We start from the raw sequence: 16,595 nt of genomic DNA on the forward strand, positions 1-16,595 counted from the left end.
GCGCCGACCGGATGAAGGCGGCGACGGCCAAGGCCAGTGGCGGCGGGGGGCAGGTTTTGAAGGGTGTAACCGCGCAGGCGGGTGCCGAAGCCATCCTCAAGTTGCTGATCGAAGAAGGCGTCGTGCGCTAAAAGCCCCTCACCCTAGCCCTCTCCCGGAGGGAGAGGGGACCTACGGTGGCGCTCTCAGGTTTGACGTCGACCTGAACGATCAGCGTGAGCTCAGGTTTGGCCAAGCCAAGGTCACCGCACAGGTCGCAGGTCTGTACATTTCTCCATTCCACCTCGGTCGGCTCCCTCTCCCTTCGGGAGAGGGCTGGGGTGAGGGTAGCGCTTTACCCACAATCCCTGTTGGTGGATCTGTGGATAACGTGTTCGCCCCTCCCTACATCCCTCGCCAATCAAGCCATGCAGCCACCCGGTCAAAAAACAACCAGCCTAAGTCACGGGTTTTTCGGGCTTTTTTCCGCTAATAACTCGACAAGTTGCCCCCAATCTCTGTTGGCGCTTCTGTGGATAAGATGTTCGCTATCCGCTGTAGGCCATATGGATCAGGGTCTACACGGGTTTGATCAATTATTGATCAAATGCGCCTTCCTAGCGCCAAGAGCCGTCAACGCGAGGGGTTTTCCCCAGTCATTGGGGTTTTTCCACAGGTGAATCAAAGTTGTCCCCGATCTCTGTTGGCGCTTCTGTGGATAACGTGTTCGCTACCCGCTACAGGCCTTTAAATACTTGGCCTGCACGAGGCTGATCAAAAAACGATCGATCGTTTTCAGAAACTGTGATTCAGAATAAGTCACGGTTTTTCTTTGCAAATCAGCAAGATATTTTTTGACTCATCCACAGTTACCCCCATTTGCTGTGGGCGGGTATGTGGATAACTTGTTTGCGGAAGGCTGGAGGGCTTGATGGGTATGGGGGCGGGGGTGATTGGTCGGAAATTGATCAACTGAAAGATGTAGCGTGGGTAAGGACGCCTTCGCGAGCAGGCTCGCTCCCACAGGGGAATGCGTTCCACCTGTAGGAGCTGCCGCAGGCTGCGATCTTTTGCTCTTGATCAGCCCTGGACCGGTACGCCTTTTAGGTAAGGCGCAGGCTCGGCCCCGAGGTTGTTCAACATCCGCTCGCTGTACCAGTCGACGAAGTTGACCACGCCGAATTCATAGGTCTTCGAGTAAGGCCCCGGCTGGTAAGCGGTGGAGTTGATCCCGCGCTGGTTTTCCTCAGCCAGACGCCGGTCCTGATCGTTGGTCGCGTCCCAAACCTGGCGCATGCGCTCGACGTCGTAATCAACGCCTTCCACCGCGTCCTTGTGCACCAGCCACTTGGTGGTGACCATGGTTTCCTGGGCGCTGATCGGCCACACGGTGAAGACGATGATGTGATCGCCCATGCAGTGATTCCACGAATGCGGCAGGTGCAGGATGCGCATCGAACCAAGATCCGGGTTCTTGATGCGGCCCATCAGTTTCGCGCAGCCCTGTTTGCCGTCGAGGGTCATCGACACGGTGCCCTTGAGCAACGGCATGCGCACGATGCGGTTGCGCAAGCCGAAACTGGCGTGAGCGTAAGGGATCTTTTCCGCTTCCCAGGCAGCGGCGGAAGCGGCGACGTGATCCTTGAACGCCTGATCGGCGCGCGGGTCGGTGACGTCGTCCCACTCCAGCAGGGTTTTCAACAGTTCCGGGTGCGACGCGTTGCAGTGGTAGCACTCGCGGTTGTTTTCCAGCACCAGTTTCCAGTTGGCCTTTTCCATCAAGGTGGTGGTGATCGCCACCTTGGTGTTCTCCATGTCGTACGGTTCCATGTAATGGTTGAGCGTCGACAGGAAGTCATCGATGGCCGGCGGGTTTTCCGCCAGGCTGATGAAGATGTAACCGCCTGCGGTTTTCACGTTCACCGGTTTGAGGCCGTACTGCTTCATGTCGAAGTCGGCGCCCATCTCGGTGCCGGCGAACAACAGGCGACCGTCCAGTTCGTAGGTCCACTGGTGGTAATGGCAGACCAGTTTGGCGACCTTGCCTTTTTCACTGGTGCACAGGCGCGAACCACGGTGGCGGCAGACGTTGTGGAACGCGTGCACCACGCCCTCGGCGCCGCGAATGACGATGATCGGGTTCTTGCCGACCTGCAGGGTCAGGTAGTTGCCCTTGGCCGGGATCTCGCAGGTCATGCCGGCGATCAACCATTCCTTCTGGAAGATCTCCTGCATATCAATATCGAACAGGCGCTCGTCGCTGTAGAACGGTTGCGGCAGGGAAAAGGTGCGCTCGCGCTCCTGCAGCATTTGTGCGGTGGCCTTGCGTGCGGGTTCCAGCGGATCGCCCAGGCTGATTTTTGCGGTGACGTCCATCGATGTAATCCTCATGGCCCTCTGCGTGGCCGGCGAAAGTGGCTGATCAGGTGTGCTGCAAAAACGGTTGCTACGCAAGGTGTAAAGAAGTCGTCTTGTGTTGGGGCGAGTGTGGGGCCGGCGCTGGGGCGAACCTTATCCATGCGCGACATGGCGCAATCTGTTCCCGACGCGCAAGCCCCGGTGTTCAAGGGCTGGTCGCGATAAGTATGTCAATGTCGCGGATAGGTAAACGCACGGTCTGCGCTATACGCAGAATCGCCGACAAGAGGCCGACAGTCGGCCGTGGAGAACAGCATGTCCAACAGCTTCCTGAATCCGGTCACCACCCAGACCTGGGCCAATGGCCGACACATTGTCCGTTGCGTCAAAGTCATCCAGGAAACCTGGGATGTGCGCACCTTCTGCTTTATGGCCGACCAGCCGATCCTGTTCTTCTTCAAGCCGGGGCAGTTCGTCACCCTGGAGTTGGAAATCGAAGGCCAGCCGATCATGCGTTCGTACACGATTTCCAGCTCGCCGTCGGTGCCGTACAGCTTTTCGGTGACGATCAAACGCGTGCCGGGCGGCAAGGTCTCGAACTGGTTGCACGACACTTTGCATGAAGGTCAGGAGCTGGCGGTGCACGGCCCGGTCGGGCTGTTCAACGCGATCGACTTCCCGAGCCCGAAGGTTCTGTATTTGAGCGGCGGCGTCGGCATTACCCCGTGCATGTCGATGGCGCGCTGGTTCTACGACACCAACGCCAATGTCGACATGACCTTCGTGCACAGCGCGCGGTCGCCGAAAGACATCATTTACCACCGCGAGCTTGAGCACATGGCGTCGCGGATCGACAACTTCAGCCTGCACCTGATCTGCGAAAAACACGGTCTCGGTGAGCCATGGGCCGGTTATCGCGGTTACCTGAACCACAAGATGCTCGAACTTATGGTTCCGGACTTCCTCGAACGCGAAGTGTTCTGCTGCGGCCCGACGCCTTACATGACTGCGGTCAAACGCTTGCTGGAAGCGGCCGGCTACGACATGTCGCGCTACCACGAAGAATCCTTCGGCGCCACGCCACCCGAGGCCCGCGCCGACGCGGTGGAACAGGCCGAACAAGCCGCCGACGCGCCGGAAATCGATGCCGCGGATCTGCATCAGGTGGAATTCACCGCCTCCGGCAAAAGCATTCGCGTCGGCCCGGGCGAAACCGTCCACGCAGCAGCCGCCAAACTCGGCCTGATGATCCCGAAAGCCTGCGGCATGGGTATCTGCGGAACGTGCAAAGTGATGAAACTGGGCGGCGAAGTGGAGATGGAGCACAACGGCGGGATTACCGAGGATGACGAGGCGGAAGGATTTATCCTGTCGTGCTGCAGCGTGCCGAAGGGGGATGTGCGGATTGAGTTTTAATGAAGAAAAGTAAAGGCTTCCTAATTGCCATGACGGACAAGTCATGGCAGTTGTTTATCGATGTTGTATCTGTGTGAAGTTCTACCGCTTTTACGCGCCAGAGCTACCGGACGGGGTGTCCAAAAAACGACGCGCTGAAATAAAGCAGTGGAGTTGTGACGAAGCTGAAAATCAAGACGCGATCAAATGGCTTTGAATTGAAATGTTTGCCTTGGTCTCCAATGATGATTGAAAAAGTCATCATCAAAACCGCAAGCATAAACATTGCTGACAAGGGGGCTGCTATTTCTAATCCGTTAAATTCGTACCACTGGGTTTTTCTCTGAATTCTGTAAGGTAATTGAATGCTCTGTTTGTAAATTGCGCGAGCAGCAACGATAAACAAGCATAGGGTCGTCAGGTCGCATATCAGAAGTCCACGCCTTCTCGGTGTAAGGGCAAACCATTTTCTTGGCTGCGGCAGGCGTTTTTCAAACCTGCTGCCACAAACATGACATTTGGAAAGTGTCTTTTTATTTTTGGCGCTGCATGTTTTGCATATTTTTGTTCGTGGTTTCATAAATAAAAACGCTATTTAGTTCTGCTTGGAGTGTTCGCTGGTTTTGTCCCGGGCAATGTTTGGTCAGGCGACTCATCGAGTATCTTGGTAAATTATCTCAGCAGCATCTTCGCCCAATGTTTCACCTATTATTACCGCTGCAAGAGATCCGACGCCCACCGCTACTGCACCGCAGACCAAGGTGCCAACTCCTCCTGTCGGAACGCCTATTCCCAGACAAATTTTCGCTGCTAATGGCGCAGTCAAGAGGCGACTGCTAATTGCTCCTCCAACCATGCCACCCATAAAGCTTCCGGTTTCCGTGAATTTCACCTTTTCACACGCCTCGGTATTCCCATGCAGGCACACATCCTGCACCTTCAAGGCCGAGGCGCCACCGCCTACTGCTGTGCCGATCCAGCCACCATATTTGACGTACTGTGACGCTTGGCTGATAGCCCGAATATGCGTGGCATACCCCGGGTTTTGGCCGACGCCGCCAGCCTTTCTCCAACGATGCACTAGGTGAGGATGATCGATGCCGAGAGCGGTCTTGAGGCTCGGGTGATCCGGGAGACCAATGCTTTGCCGCGTGAACTGGTTGAGATTGACGTCCAGTTTTTTCAGCAACTGCGCACGTTGTTTTTTGAATTGCTTCGAGTTCAGGCTGCCTTTTACGTCCAGCGTATGAACATGCAACTTCTCAAGATCTGCGAGAACATTTTTTATGCCATCCAGATGATTGGCTGCCATGGCCGTGACGACCCCGATCACTTTTGATTCATAGGCGAGTGCGGTCTGGATCACGCCATAGTGCTGCGCCATGAAATCCGCTTCTTCCACGGTCAGCGGTTCCAGCGTCGCACTGACGAAACGCGCGGTCTGCATCAGCAATGTTTCCTCGTATGTGCATTGCTGATTGTCAGGGTCGCTCAGCACGATCATCGAACCGGCTTTAATCATGTCCGGGGTCGGATTCAAACTTCTGAATCTGGCGATGACATTCGGGTTGGCGGAGGGGAGCAGTTGTGCCTCAAGCTTCTCGGCGACAATGCTTTTCGGCACGATGTAAAAACCCGGCTCCGATGGGACCGGACGATCTTGCGGCCAGTGCTCGCTGGGGAAGAACTTCAAGTCGTTGACGGGGTGAGGGCTGCGCGCGGTGCTGCTGTTATTAACGCGCGCCACCCTGAGGTTCTGCTGATGAATCGCGCGCAGCAACCTGTCTGGATCGGAGCGCGAGGCAGGCTGCCTGAGCATCGATAACGGGCGTTTTTTCACCCCTTCAGGAACGGCACCTATGGTGCCGCGTACCAGAACTCTGGATTGGTTCAGAAGATGACGCTGTTCCTGTGCAAAGGCGTCAAGGCCCATGTCCGCTGAAAGGCGGCCGCTGGCGACATCATCGACAATGCCCTTGGCGAAGCGCGCGACCTCCTGATTGAACTGCACGCGCGCACTGCCGAATGCCAGATGACGTGAGCCGACTGTATGTGCCTGTGCGAGCAGCTTGCCGGCACCGTGTCGAACGTCGCTGAGACCATGGCGCCGATCGCTCAACCTTCTTCGCCCCACGAGGCATGGCCGCTGGTCCCGGCGAGGTGATGCACCCAGCTGATGCCACGATAACGAATGGCGACCTGCTCCTGAGGTTCCGCGTCGTTGTGCAGAATGACGTGGGGCATATCCAGGTTCAGTTCGGTGAGCACCGCGCCGTCGATCGAGACAGAAAAGTATTTTTCCTGCTGACCCTGAGGGGAGGTTCGGTAGAAGTTGATCTTGCAGTCGATCTCTTCACGGTTGGCCAGTGCCTGGGCGAGCAGCGGTGAAGATTTGTCGACGACTTTGGTGACAATGACCGGCGCGTGGGTGGCTCGGTGAGAGTTGTCGAGGTTGGCGAGGTTGTGGCTGTACGACAGCACCATGATTTCATCGGTGTGTGCCGCCTGATATCTGTTGCCGACCGAATCAGGCGTTGAGCAGCCTGCCGAAATCAGCCCTTGGGTCTTGCCCGTGATCGTCATGTAGCCGGGAATTGCCATCGCGTGCGCTCCTTGAATCGGGAGCGGGCAGTCTATGGCGGGATTTTCGTGCTTTCTGTAGGCCTTGGTGTAGTCCGATTCTGAAAATGCAGGTCTGCGACGCGCAGCCTCTGGGTTGCATTCCCGTGCTGAGCATGGGAATGCAACTAGGGAGCGGAATCAGGCCGACATCACTTCGCGAATATCGCGCGCCAGTTCGCGCACGCGCTCTTCTTCGGTGTCCCAGGAGCACATGAAACGTGCGCCGCCCTTGCCGATGAAGGTGTAGAAACGCCAGTTCTTTGCAGTCAACGCAGCGATGGCCGGCTCGGACAGTTGCAGGAACACGCCGTTGGCCTGCACCGGGAACATCAGTTCGACGCCGGGAATGTCGCTGACCAGTTCTGCCAGCAGTTGCGCGCAGTGGTTGGCGTGGCGGGCGTATTTGAGCCAGGCGTCGTTTTCCAGAATGCCGACCCACGGTGCCGACAAAAAGCGCATCTTCGATGCCAGTTGCCCGGCCTGCTTGCAGCGGTAGTCGAAGTCTTCGGCCAGTTTGTGGTTGAAGAACAGGATCGCTTCACCCACCGCCATGCCGTTCTTGGTGCCGCCAAAGCACAGCACGTCGACGCCGGCTTTCCAGGTCAGATCGGCGGGCGAGCAGCCGAGGAATGCGCAGGCGTTGGAAAACCGCGCGCCGTCCATGTGCAGGTGCAGGCCCAGCTCCTTGCAGGTTGCGCTGATGGCGCGGACTTCTTCCGGGGTATAAACGCTGCCGACTTCAGTGGCTTGAGTCAGGGTCACCACGCGCGGTTTCGGGTAGTGGATGTCCTGACGCTTGAGCGCGACTTCGCGGATCGATTGCGGGGTGATCTTGCCGTTTTCAGTGCCGGCGATCAGCAGCTTCGAGCCGTTGGAGAAGAATTCTGGAGCGCCGCATTCGTCGGTTTCGACGTGGGCGGTTTCCGAGCAGATCACGCTGTGGTAACTCTGGCACAACGACGACAGGGCCAGCGAGTTGGCGGCGGTGCCGTTGAAGGCGAAGAACACTTCGCAGTCGGTTTCGAACAGTTTGCGGAAATGATCGGCCGCGCGCGCGGTCCATTCATCGTCGCCGTAAGCGCGCTGGTGGCCGTGGTTGGCCTGTTCCATGGCGGCCCAGGCTTCCGGGCAGATACCGGAATAGTTGTCGCTGGCGAATTGTTGGCTCTTGTCGGTCATGGCCGGCTTCCGTAATCGAGACTCTTGTGAAGGCTCGTGGTCAATGAGGATGCGCACTTTACCGAAGATCTTCCGGGGAGCACACGTGATGTCGGGTGCAGAAAATTACCAGTTTATGGGCCGATTATGCACCTGAGCCAACGCGACGGTGCCCTGGATCTGCTCAAGTGGCTGGCGCTGCTGAGCATGTTGCTCGATCACCTGCGATATGTCGGCTTCTCCGCCGACTGGCTGTATGTGCCGGGGCGCCTGGCGTTTCCATGGTTTTGCCTGGCGATGGCGGCGAATCTGGCACGAGACGGTTCGCGCAAGATGGAATGGCGCTATCTGGGCTGGCTGTTGCTGTTCAGTGCAATCAGCGAAATTCCTTATCGCTTTTATATCCCCGACCCTGACACGTTCAACGTGATGCCGACGCTGGCGCTGGGCTTGCTGGTGGCGCGCGGCTGGCAGGACTCAGCGTCGGTGCCACGGTTGCTCGCGCTGGCCGCGCTGGTGGTTGCGGCGGCTTTTTCAGAACGACTGATGTTCGGTTTCTTCGGCGTATTGTTGCCATTGGCGATGCTGGTGGTGTTCCGCCGACCCTGGTATTTCAGCCTGTTGCCGGGGCTGGTGTGTCTGGCGGCGAACCAATGGCAGGTGCTGCTTGAATCGGCGCGCTTCGGCAACAGCGTGGCGATGCTTGGTCTGGCGACGTGTGTGTTTGCGCCGATGCTCGGAATGTTCTTGTTGCGACATGGGCGACATGTCCGGCCTCCACCGATGCGGCGCTGGGCGTATGCGCTGTACCCCTCGCATTTCCTCTTGCTGCTCGCCGTCCGCCAAATCATTGCCTGACCCCTGTAGGAGCTGCCGAAGGCTGCGATCCTTTGATCTTCAAAGTCAAAGTCAAAAGATCGCAGCCTTCGGCAGCTCCTACAGGGGGAGTGCATTCTTCGGGTCATTTCCAGCCATGTCGTAAACGCACCTTTGCGTGGCGTCCGCAGGCATTTGAGCTGTCTGCACCGGCCATACCATCGCATCAAAGGGCACTGCCATCGTTGCCAGTGCCTTACCGAGACGAATGGCGCACAGATGCCGCTGGGAGAGACGCGATGTTCAGCAAGCAAGACCAGATCCAGGGTTACGACGATGCACTGCTGGCGGCGATGAATGCCGAGGAGCAACGTCAGGAAGATCACATCGAGCTGATCGCGTCGGAGAACTACACCAGCAAGCGCGTCATGCAGGCGCAAGGCAGCGGCCTGACCAACAAATACGCCGAAGGCTATCCGGGCAAGCGCTACTACGGTGGCTGCGAGCATGTGGACAAAGTCGAAGCACTGGCCATCGAACGCGCCAAGCAACTGTTCGGCGCCGACTACGCCAACGTCCAGCCGCACTCCGGCTCCTCGGCCAACAGCGCCGTGTACCTGGCGTTGATCCAGCCGGGTGACACCATCCTCGGCATGAGTCTGGCCCACGGCGGTCACCTGACCCACGGCGCGAAAGTGTCGTCCTCGGGCAAGCTCTACAACGCCGTGCAGTACGGCATCAACACCGACACCGGGCTGATCGACTACGACGAAGTCGAGCGTCTGGCGGTCGAGTGCAAACCGAAAATGATCGTTGCCGGTTTCTCTGCTTACTCGAAAACTCTGGACTTCCCGCGCTTCCGTCAGATCGCCGACAAGGTCGGTGCGCTGCTGTTCGTCGACATGGCTCACGTCGCCGGTCTGGTCGCTGCTGGCCTGTATCCGAACCCGCTGCCGTACGCCGATGTGGTCACCACCACTACGCACAAAACCCTGCGCGGTCCGCGTGGCGGGCTGATCCTGGCCAAGTCCAACGAAGAAATCGAGAAGAAGCTCAACGCCGCCGTTTTCCCCGGTGCTCAGGGCGGCCCGCTGATGCACGTCATCGCCGGTAAAGCGGTGTGCTTCAAGGAAGCGCTGGAGCCTGGCTTCAAGGCTTATCAGCAACAAGTGATCGACAATGCTCAGGCGATGGCCAGCGTGTTCATCAAGCGTGGTTACGATGTGGTCTCCGGCGGCACCGACAACCATCTGTTCCTGGTCAGCCTGATCCGTCAGGGCCTGACCGGCAAGGACGCCGACGCCGCGCTGGGCCGTGCCCACATCACGGTGAACAAGAATGCCGTGCCGAACGATCCGCAGTCGCCGTTCGTGACCTCGGGCCTGCGCATCGGCACCCCGGCGGTGACCACGCGCGGCTTCAAGGTCAGCCAGTGCGAAACCCTCGCCGGCTGGATCTGCGACATCCTCGACAACCTCGGCGACGCCGATGTCGAGGCCAATGTCGCCCAGCAGGTCTCGGCCCTGTGCGCAGACTTCCCGGTTTATCGCTGAGTCGGTTTTGGAGTAATGACTATGCAACGCTATTCCGGCTTCGGCCTGTTCAAACACTCGCTCAGCCACCACGAAAACTGGCAGCGCATGTGGCGCACGCCCACCCCGAAAAAAGTCTACGACGTGGTCATCGTCGGCGGCGGCGGGCACGGCCTGGCGACCGCCTATTACCTGGCGAAAGAACACGGCATCACCAACGTCGCCGTGGTCGAGAAAGGCTGGCTGGGCGGCGGTAACACCGCGCGCAACACCACCATCGTGCGTTCCAACTACCTGTGGGACGAGTCGGCGCACCTCTACGAACACGCGATGAAATTGTGGGAAGGCCTGTCGCAGGATCTCAACTACAACGTGATGTTCTCCCAGCGTGGCGTCTACAACCTGTGCCACACCCTGCAGGACATCCGTGATTCCGAGCGTCGGGTCAGCGCCAACCGCCTCAACGGCGTCGACGGCGAACTGCTCGACGCCAAGCAGGTTGCGGACGAGATTCCGTACCTGGACTGCTCGAAGAACACCCGTTACCCGATCATGGGCGCAACCGTGCAGCGTCGCGGCGGCGTCGCCCGACACGATGCCGTGGCCTGGGGCTTTGCCCGTGCCGCCGATGCCTTGGGCGTGGACCTGATCCAGCAGACCGAAGTGATCGGTTTCCGCAAGGAAAACGGCGTGTGCATCGGCGTCGAAACCAACAAGGGTTTCATCGGCGCCAAGCGCGTCGGCGTGGTCACGGCCGGTAACTCCGGGCACATGGCCAAGCTTGCCGGTTTCCGCCTGCCGATCGAATCCCACCCGCTGCAAGCGCTGGTCTCCGAGCCGATCAAGCCGATTATCGACAGCGTGATCATGTCCAACGCCGTACACGGTTACATCAGCCAGTCCGACAAGGGCGACCTGGTGATCGGCGCCGGTATCGACGGCTACAACGGCTACGGCCAGCGTGGTTCGTACCCGGTGATCGAACACACCATCCAGGCCATCGTCGAGATGTTCCCGGTGCTCTCGCGGGTACGCATGAACCGCCAGTGGGGCGGCATCGTCGACACCACCCCGGACGCTTGCCCGATCATCTCGAAAACGCCGGTACCGAACATGTTCTTCAACTGCGGTTGGGGCACCGGTGGCTTCAAGGCTACACCCGGCTCGGGCAACGTGTTTGCCGCGAGTCTGGCCAAGGGTGAAATGCACCCATTGGCTGCACCTTTCTCCATCGACCGTTTCCACAACGGTGCGTTGATCGATGAACACGGCGCTGCTGCGGTTGCCCACTAACAGGAGAAATCCCCATGTTGCATATCTTCTGTCCTCACTGCGGCGAACTGCGCTCTGAAGAGGAATTCCACGCATCCGGTCAGGCGCACATCCCGCGTCCGCTGGATCCGAACGCCTGCACCGATGAAGAGTGGGGCGACTACATGTTCTTCCGCGATAACCCGCGCGGTCTGCATCACGAGCTGTGGGACCACGTTGCCGGTTGCCGCCAGTACTTCAACGTCACTCGCGATACCGTGACCTACGAGATTCTCGAGAGCTACAAGATCGGCGAGAAGCCGCAATTCACCGACAAGGCTGGCACTGCGAAAACAGCCACGACGGCGCTGGGAGAGAAGGTATGAGCCAGACCAATCGCCTGTCCAACGGTGGACGGATCGACCGCAACAAAGTGCTGAGCTTCACCTTCAACGGCCAGACCTACAAAGGCTACGAAGGCGACTCGCTGGCCGCCGCCCTGATTGCCAACGGCGTCGACATCATCGGCCGCAGCTTCAAGTATTCGCGCCCTCGCGGCATCTTCGCGGCTGGTTCCGAAGAGCCGAACGCGGTGCTGCAGATCGGTGCTACCGAAGCCACGCAGATCCCCAACGTGCGCGCCACGCAACAGGCGTTGTATCAGGGCCTGGTCGCCACCAGCACCAACGGCTGGCCGAGCGTCAACAACGACATGATGGGGATTCTCGGCAAGGTCGGCGGCAAGCTGATGCCGCCGGGTTTCTACTACAAAACCTTCATGTACCCGCAATCGTTCTGGATGACTTACGAGAAGTACATCCGCAAGGCTGCCGGCCTCGGCCGTTCGCCGACCGAGAACGATCCGGACACCTACGACTACATGAACCAGCACTGCGACGTGCTGATCGTCGGTGCCGGCCCGGCCGGTCTCGCCGCTGCCCTGGCCGCTGCGCGCAGCGGTGCCCGCGTGATTCTGGCCGATGAGCAGGAAGAGTTCGGCGGCAGCCTGCTCGACTCGCGCGAAAGCCTCGACGGCAAGCCGGCGATGGAATGGGTTGCCAGCGTCATCGCTGAATTGAAGAACACCCCGGACGTGCTGCTGTTGCCGCGCGCCACGGTCAACGGTTACCACGATCACAACTTCCTGACCATTCACGAACGCCTCACCGATCACCTCGGTGACCGCGCGCCGATCGGTCAGGTGCGTCAGCGCATCCACCGTATCCGCGCCAAGCGCGTGGTGCTGGCGACCGGCGCCCACGAGCGTCCGCTGGTCTACGGCAACAACGACGTGCCGGGCAACATGCTCGCTGGCGCGGTGTCGACTTACGTGCGTCGTTATGGCGTAGCGCCAGGCAAGAAACTGGTGCTCTCGACCAACAACGATCACGCCTATCGCGTCGCTCTGGATTGGCTCGATGCCAGTCTGCAAGTCGTCGCCATCGCTGACGCCCGCAGCAATCCGCGCGGTGCATTGGTCGAAGAAGCGCGCGCCAAAGGCATTCGCATCCTCACCGGCAGCGCGGTCATTGAAGTGCGTGGCAGCAAGCGTGTCAGCGCTGCCCGCGTCGCTGCGATTGACGTCAAAGCACACGCTGTGACTAGCCCAGGCGAGTGGCTCGACTGCGACCTGGTTGCCAGTTCCGGCGGCTACAGCCCAGTGGTTCACTTGGCGTCGCACTTGGGCGGCAAACCGGTCTGGCGTGAAGACATTCTCGGTTTCGTACCGGGCGAAGCACCGCAGAAACGCGTGTGCGTCGGTGGCATCAATGGCGTCTACGCGCTCGGCGATTCGCTGGCCGACGGTTTCGAAGGTGGCGTGCGCGCTGCTGCTGAAGCCGGTTTCCAGACCGTTGAAGGCGTGTTGCCGAAAGCCTTGAGCCGTCTCGAAGAGCCGACCCTGGCGCTGTTCCAGGTGCCGCACGAGAAGAACTCGGCGCGAGCACCGAAGCAATTCGTCGACTTCCAGAACGACGTCACCGCCGGTGGCATCGAACTGGCGACCCGCGAAGGTTTCGAGTCGGTCGAGCACGTCAAACGCTACACCGCGCTGGGCTTCGGCACCGATCAGGGCAAGCTCGGCAACGTCAACGGTCTGGCCATTGCCGCCCGTTCGCTGAACGTGACCATCCCGCAGATGGGCACCACCATGTTCCGTCCGAACTACACGCCGGTGACCTTCGGCGCCGTGGCCGGCCGGCACTGCGGGCACATCTTCGAACCGGTGCGCTACACCGCGCTGCATGCCTGGCACGTGAAGAACGGCGCCGAGTTTGAAGACGTCGGTCAGTGGAAGCGTCCCTGGTACTTCCCGAAAAACGGTGAAGACCTGCACGCCGCCGTGAAACGCGAATGCAAAGCCGTGCGCGGCAGCGTCGGCCTGCTCGACGCCTCGACCCTCGGCAAGATCGACATTCAAGGCCCGGATGCCCGCGAGTTCCTCAACCGCGTGTACACCAACGCCTGGACCAAGCTCGACGTGGGCAAGGCGCGCTACGGTCTGATGTGCAAGGAAGACGGCATGGTCTTCGACGACGGGGTGACCGCGTGTCTGGCCGACAACCATTTCGTCATGACCACCACCACCGGCGGCGCTGCGCGCGTACTGCAGTGGCTGGAGCTGTACCACCAGACCGAATGGCCGGAGCTGAAGGTGTACTTCACGTCGGTCACCGACCACTGGGCGACCATGACCCTCTCCGGGCCGAACAGCCGCAAGCTGCTCAGCGCCGTGACCGACATCGATCTGAGCAACGAAGCGTTCCCGTTCATGACCTGGAAAGAAGGTCTGGTCGGCGATGTGCCGGCGCGGGTGTTCCGTATCTCGTTCACCGGTGAGCTGTCGTACGAAGTCAACGTGCAGGCCGATTATGCGATGGGCGTGCTGGAGAAAATCGTCGAGGCCGGCAAGCAGTACAACCTGACGCCGTACGGCACCGAAACCATGCACGTGCTGCGGGCCGAGAAGGGCTTCATCATCGTCGGCCAGGACACCGACGGCTCGATGACCCCGGACGACCTGAACATGGGCTGGTGTGTCGGTCGCACCAAACCGTTCTCGTGGATCGGCCAGCGCGGCATGAACCGCGAAGATTGCGTGAAAGACCAGCGCAAACAACTGGTGGGCCTCAAGCCGATCGATCCGACCAAGTGGCTGCCGGAAGGTGCGCAGCTGGTGTTCAACACCAAGCAGGCGATCCCGATGACCATGGTCGGCCACGTGACCTCCAGCTACGCGCACAACTCCCTCGGTTATTCGTTTGCCATGGGTGTGGTCAAGGGCGGTCTCAAGCGCATGGGCGAGCGGGTGTTCGCACCGCTGGCCGATGGCAGCGTGATCGAAGCGGAGATCGTGTCTTCGGTGTTCTTCGATCCGAAGGGTGATCGCCAGAACATCTGACAACCTCGGGAGCGGTGGGCGGGCGGCTATTCGCGAGCAGGCTCGCTCCCACATTCGATCGCGTTCCCCTGTGGGAGCGAGCCTGCTCGCGAAGGCGGCGGCACAGCAACCACAGGAACCAACAGAATTCAGAAGGTGCTTTATGACCACAGCCAATGTTTACCAGCAACGCCCGACCACCGGCGCCCGTGCCGAGTCGTCGCTGCACCATGCCGACCTCGCCAGCCTGGTCGGCAAGGGCCGCAAGAACGCCGGCGTGATCGTGCGGGAAAAGAAACTCCTCGGCCACCTGACCATTCGTGGCGATGGCCACGATGCAGCCTTCGCGGCCGGTGTGCACAAAGCGTTGGGCATTGAATTGCCCGGCGCGCTGAGCGTGATCGTCAAAGGCGAAACCAGCCTGCAATGGATGGGCCCGGACGAGTGGCTGCTGATCGTGCCAAGCGGCGAAGAATTCGCCGCCGAGCAGAAACTGCGTGAAGCGCTGGGCGATCTGCACATCGCCATCGTCAACGTCAGCGGCGGCCAGCAGATTCTCGAACTGAGCGGGCCGAACGTGCGTCAGGTGCTGATGAAGTCCACCAGCTATGACGTGCACCCGAACAACTTTCCGGTCGGTAAAGCGGTGGGCACGGTGTTCGCCAAGTCGCAGCTGATGATTCGCCATACCGCCGAAGACACCTGGGAACTGCTGATCCGGCGCAGCTTCTCGGATTACTGGTGGTTGTGGTTGCAGGATGCTTCGGCCGAGTACGGGTTGAGCGTTCAGGCCTGAAAAAGATCAAGAGCCACCCCCTCACCCCAGCCCTCTCCCCCAGGGGGGAGAGGGGGGAAAGGGAGCAGATTTGTGTGTTTTTCGAGCCTGAGTTCGCCGCGATATTTCAGGTCGGCGTAGCTCGAAAGAACACCTCGGTCAGTCCCCTCTACCTCCGGGAGAGGGCTAGGGTGAGGGAAAAAAATCCCCTGACACCCCGCACAAGAACAGGAGTCACCGCACCATGAGCCGCGCCCCAGACACATGGATTCTGACCGCCGACTGCCCCAGCGTCCTCGGCACGGTGGACGCGGTCACGCGTTTTCTGTTCGAGCAGGGCTGTTATGTCACCGAGCACCACTCGTTCGATGACCGCCTCTCGGGGCGCTTCTTCATTCGCGTGGAATTCCGTCAGCCCGACGGCTTCGACGAGCAATCCTTCCGCGCCGGGCTGGCCGAGCGCGGACAGGCGTTCGGCATGCTCTTCGAGCTGACCGCGCCGAACTACCGGCCGAAAGTGGTGATCATGGTGTCCAAGGCCGATCACTGCCTCAACGACTTGCTCTATCGCCAGCGCATCGGCCAGTTGTCGATGGACGTGGCGGCGGTGGTGTCCAACCATCCGGATCTCAAGCCGTTGGCCGACTGGCACCAGATTCCCTACTACCATTTCCCTCTCGACCCCAATGACAAACCGGCGCAGGAGCGTCAGGTCTGGCAGGTGATCGAAGAGGCCGGTGCCGAACTGGTGATCCTCGCCCGCTACATGCAGGTGCTGTCGCCGGAGCTGTGCCGCAAGCTCGACGGCAAGGCGATCAACATTCATCACTCCCTGCTGCCGGGCTTCAAAGGCGCCAAGCCGTATCACCAAGCCTACAACAAGGGCGTGAAACTGGTGGGCGCGACGGCGCATTACATCAACAACGATCTCGATGAAGGGCCGATCATCGCCCAGGGCGTCGAGGCGGTGGATCACAGTCATTACCCCGAGGACCTGATTGCCAAGGGGCGCGATATCGAAGGCCTGACGCTGGCGCGGGCGGTTGGGTATCACATCGAAAGACGGGTGTTCTTGAACGCTAACAGAACCGTCGTTCTCTAGATCGCTTTCGCGAGCAGGCTCGCTCCCACAGGGGTATGCATTCCAATGTGGGAGCGAGCCTGCTCGCGAAGGGGCCATAACAAACAACGCAAGACCAACAAGCAATACCCGAGCACTCAACGCGCTGCCCAACCCGGGCAACGCGGTTCCATAAAAACAACAGCGAGGTGAAAGCATGTCTGGCAATCGTGGTGTGGTGTATCTCGGCGCTGGCAAGGTCGAAGTACA

General features: G+C 59.8%; 13 protein-coding genes and 1 pseudogene. 9 read left to right on the forward strand and 5 right to left on the reverse strand.

Going from position 1 to position 16,595, the window contains the following annotated elements:
- A pseudogene (locus tag D6877_RS07005) lies at positions 1–131 on the forward strand (electron transfer flavoprotein subunit beta); the annotation flags it as partial.
- Positions 132–1,059: 928 nt separating this feature from the next.
- Here D6877_RS07005 and gbcA read toward each other — a convergent pair.
- Positions 1,060–2,355 (reverse strand): glycine-betaine demethylase subunit GbcA, encoded by a 1,296-nt coding sequence (gbcA, locus tag D6877_RS07010; RefSeq protein ID WP_016772823.1) that lies wholly within the window; start codon positions 2,353–2,355, stop codon positions 1,060–1,062.
- A gap of 297 nt (positions 2,356–2,652) precedes the next feature.
- Between gbcA and gbcB the strand changes: the two genes are divergently transcribed.
- A complete protein-coding gene (gbcB, locus tag D6877_RS07020; RefSeq protein WP_016772824.1) occupies positions 2,653–3,753 on the forward strand; it encodes a glycine-betaine demethylase subunit GbcB in 1,101 nt (366 codons plus the stop codon).
- A 103-nt stretch (positions 3,754–3,856) separates the two neighbouring features.
- Here the strand turns inward: gbcB and D6877_RS07025 are convergent, their stop codons facing one another.
- The 4 genes from D6877_RS07025 to D6877_RS07040 form a co-directional block, all read right to left on the reverse strand.
- Positions 3,857–4,312 carry a hypothetical protein gene (locus D6877_RS07025; RefSeq protein WP_130910314.1) on the reverse strand — a complete coding sequence of 152 codons (456 nt, stop codon included), beginning with the start codon at positions 4,310–4,312 and terminating at the stop codon, positions 3,857–3,859.
- 72 nt (positions 4,313–4,384) lie between these two features.
- Entirely contained in the window at positions 4,385–5,851 is a 1,467-nt protein-coding gene (locus D6877_RS07030; protein WP_130910315.1) for a hypothetical protein, read from the reverse strand.
- On the reverse strand, positions 5,848–6,333 hold the full coding sequence (locus D6877_RS07035; RefSeq protein ID WP_056786550.1) for an Hcp family type VI secretion system effector: 486 nt from the start codon (positions 6,331–6,333) through the stop codon (positions 5,848–5,850). The genes D6877_RS07030 and D6877_RS07035 overlap by 4 nt, the downstream gene beginning before the upstream one ends.
- A 159-nt stretch (positions 6,334–6,492) precedes the next feature.
- Positions 6,493–7,533, reverse strand: coding sequence for a low specificity L-threonine aldolase (locus tag D6877_RS07040; protein ID WP_016772826.1), 1,041 nt, complete (start codon positions 7,531–7,533; stop codon positions 6,493–6,495).
- Between the two features lie 126 nt (positions 7,534–7,659).
- Here D6877_RS07040 and D6877_RS07045 point away from each other — a divergent pair, with 126 nt between their 5' ends.
- The 7 genes from D6877_RS07045 (at position 7,660) to purU (ending at position 16,367) form a co-directional block, all read left to right on the forward strand.
- Entirely contained in the window at positions 7,660–8,370 is a 711-nt protein-coding gene (locus D6877_RS07045; protein ID WP_130910316.1) for a TraX family protein, read from the forward strand.
- A gap of 257 nt (positions 8,371–8,627) precedes the next feature.
- Positions 8,628–9,881, forward strand: coding sequence for a serine hydroxymethyltransferase (glyA, locus tag D6877_RS07055; RefSeq protein ID WP_024014589.1), 1,254 nt, complete (start codon positions 8,628–8,630; stop codon positions 9,879–9,881).
- 21 nt (positions 9,882–9,902) lie between these two features.
- On the forward strand, positions 9,903–11,153 hold the full coding sequence (locus tag D6877_RS07060; protein ID WP_016772829.1) for a sarcosine oxidase subunit beta: 1,251 nt from the start codon (positions 9,903–9,905) through the stop codon (positions 11,151–11,153).
- 14 nt (positions 11,154–11,167) lie between these two features.
- Positions 11,168–11,497: a sarcosine oxidase subunit delta gene (locus D6877_RS07065; protein WP_016772830.1), complete on the forward strand. Its 330-nt coding sequence runs from the start codon at positions 11,168–11,170 to the stop codon at positions 11,495–11,497.
- Complete coding sequence (locus D6877_RS07070) at positions 11,494–14,511, forward strand: sarcosine oxidase subunit alpha (RefSeq protein ID WP_130910317.1); 3,018 nt, start codon at positions 11,494–11,496, stop codon at positions 14,509–14,511. The genes D6877_RS07065 and D6877_RS07070 overlap by 4 nt, the downstream gene beginning before the upstream one ends.
- 142 nt (positions 14,512–14,653) lie before the next feature.
- On the forward strand, positions 14,654–15,286 hold the full coding sequence (gene soxG / locus D6877_RS07075; RefSeq protein WP_016772832.1) for a sarcosine oxidase subunit gamma family protein: 633 nt from the start codon (positions 14,654–14,656) through the stop codon (positions 15,284–15,286).
- 223 nt (positions 15,287–15,509) lie between these two features.
- Positions 15,510–16,367 carry a formyltetrahydrofolate deformylase gene (gene purU / locus D6877_RS07080; protein ID WP_039757644.1) on the forward strand — a complete coding sequence of 286 codons (858 nt, stop codon included), beginning with the start codon at positions 15,510–15,512 and terminating at the stop codon, positions 16,365–16,367.
- Positions 16,368–16,595: the final 228 nt, after the last annotated feature.

It is taken from the genome of Pseudomonas sp. Sample_9, from assembly GCF_004307535.1.
GTDB lineage: Bacteria > Pseudomonadota > Gammaproteobacteria > Pseudomonadales > Pseudomonadaceae > Aquipseudomonas > Aquipseudomonas mercuritolerans.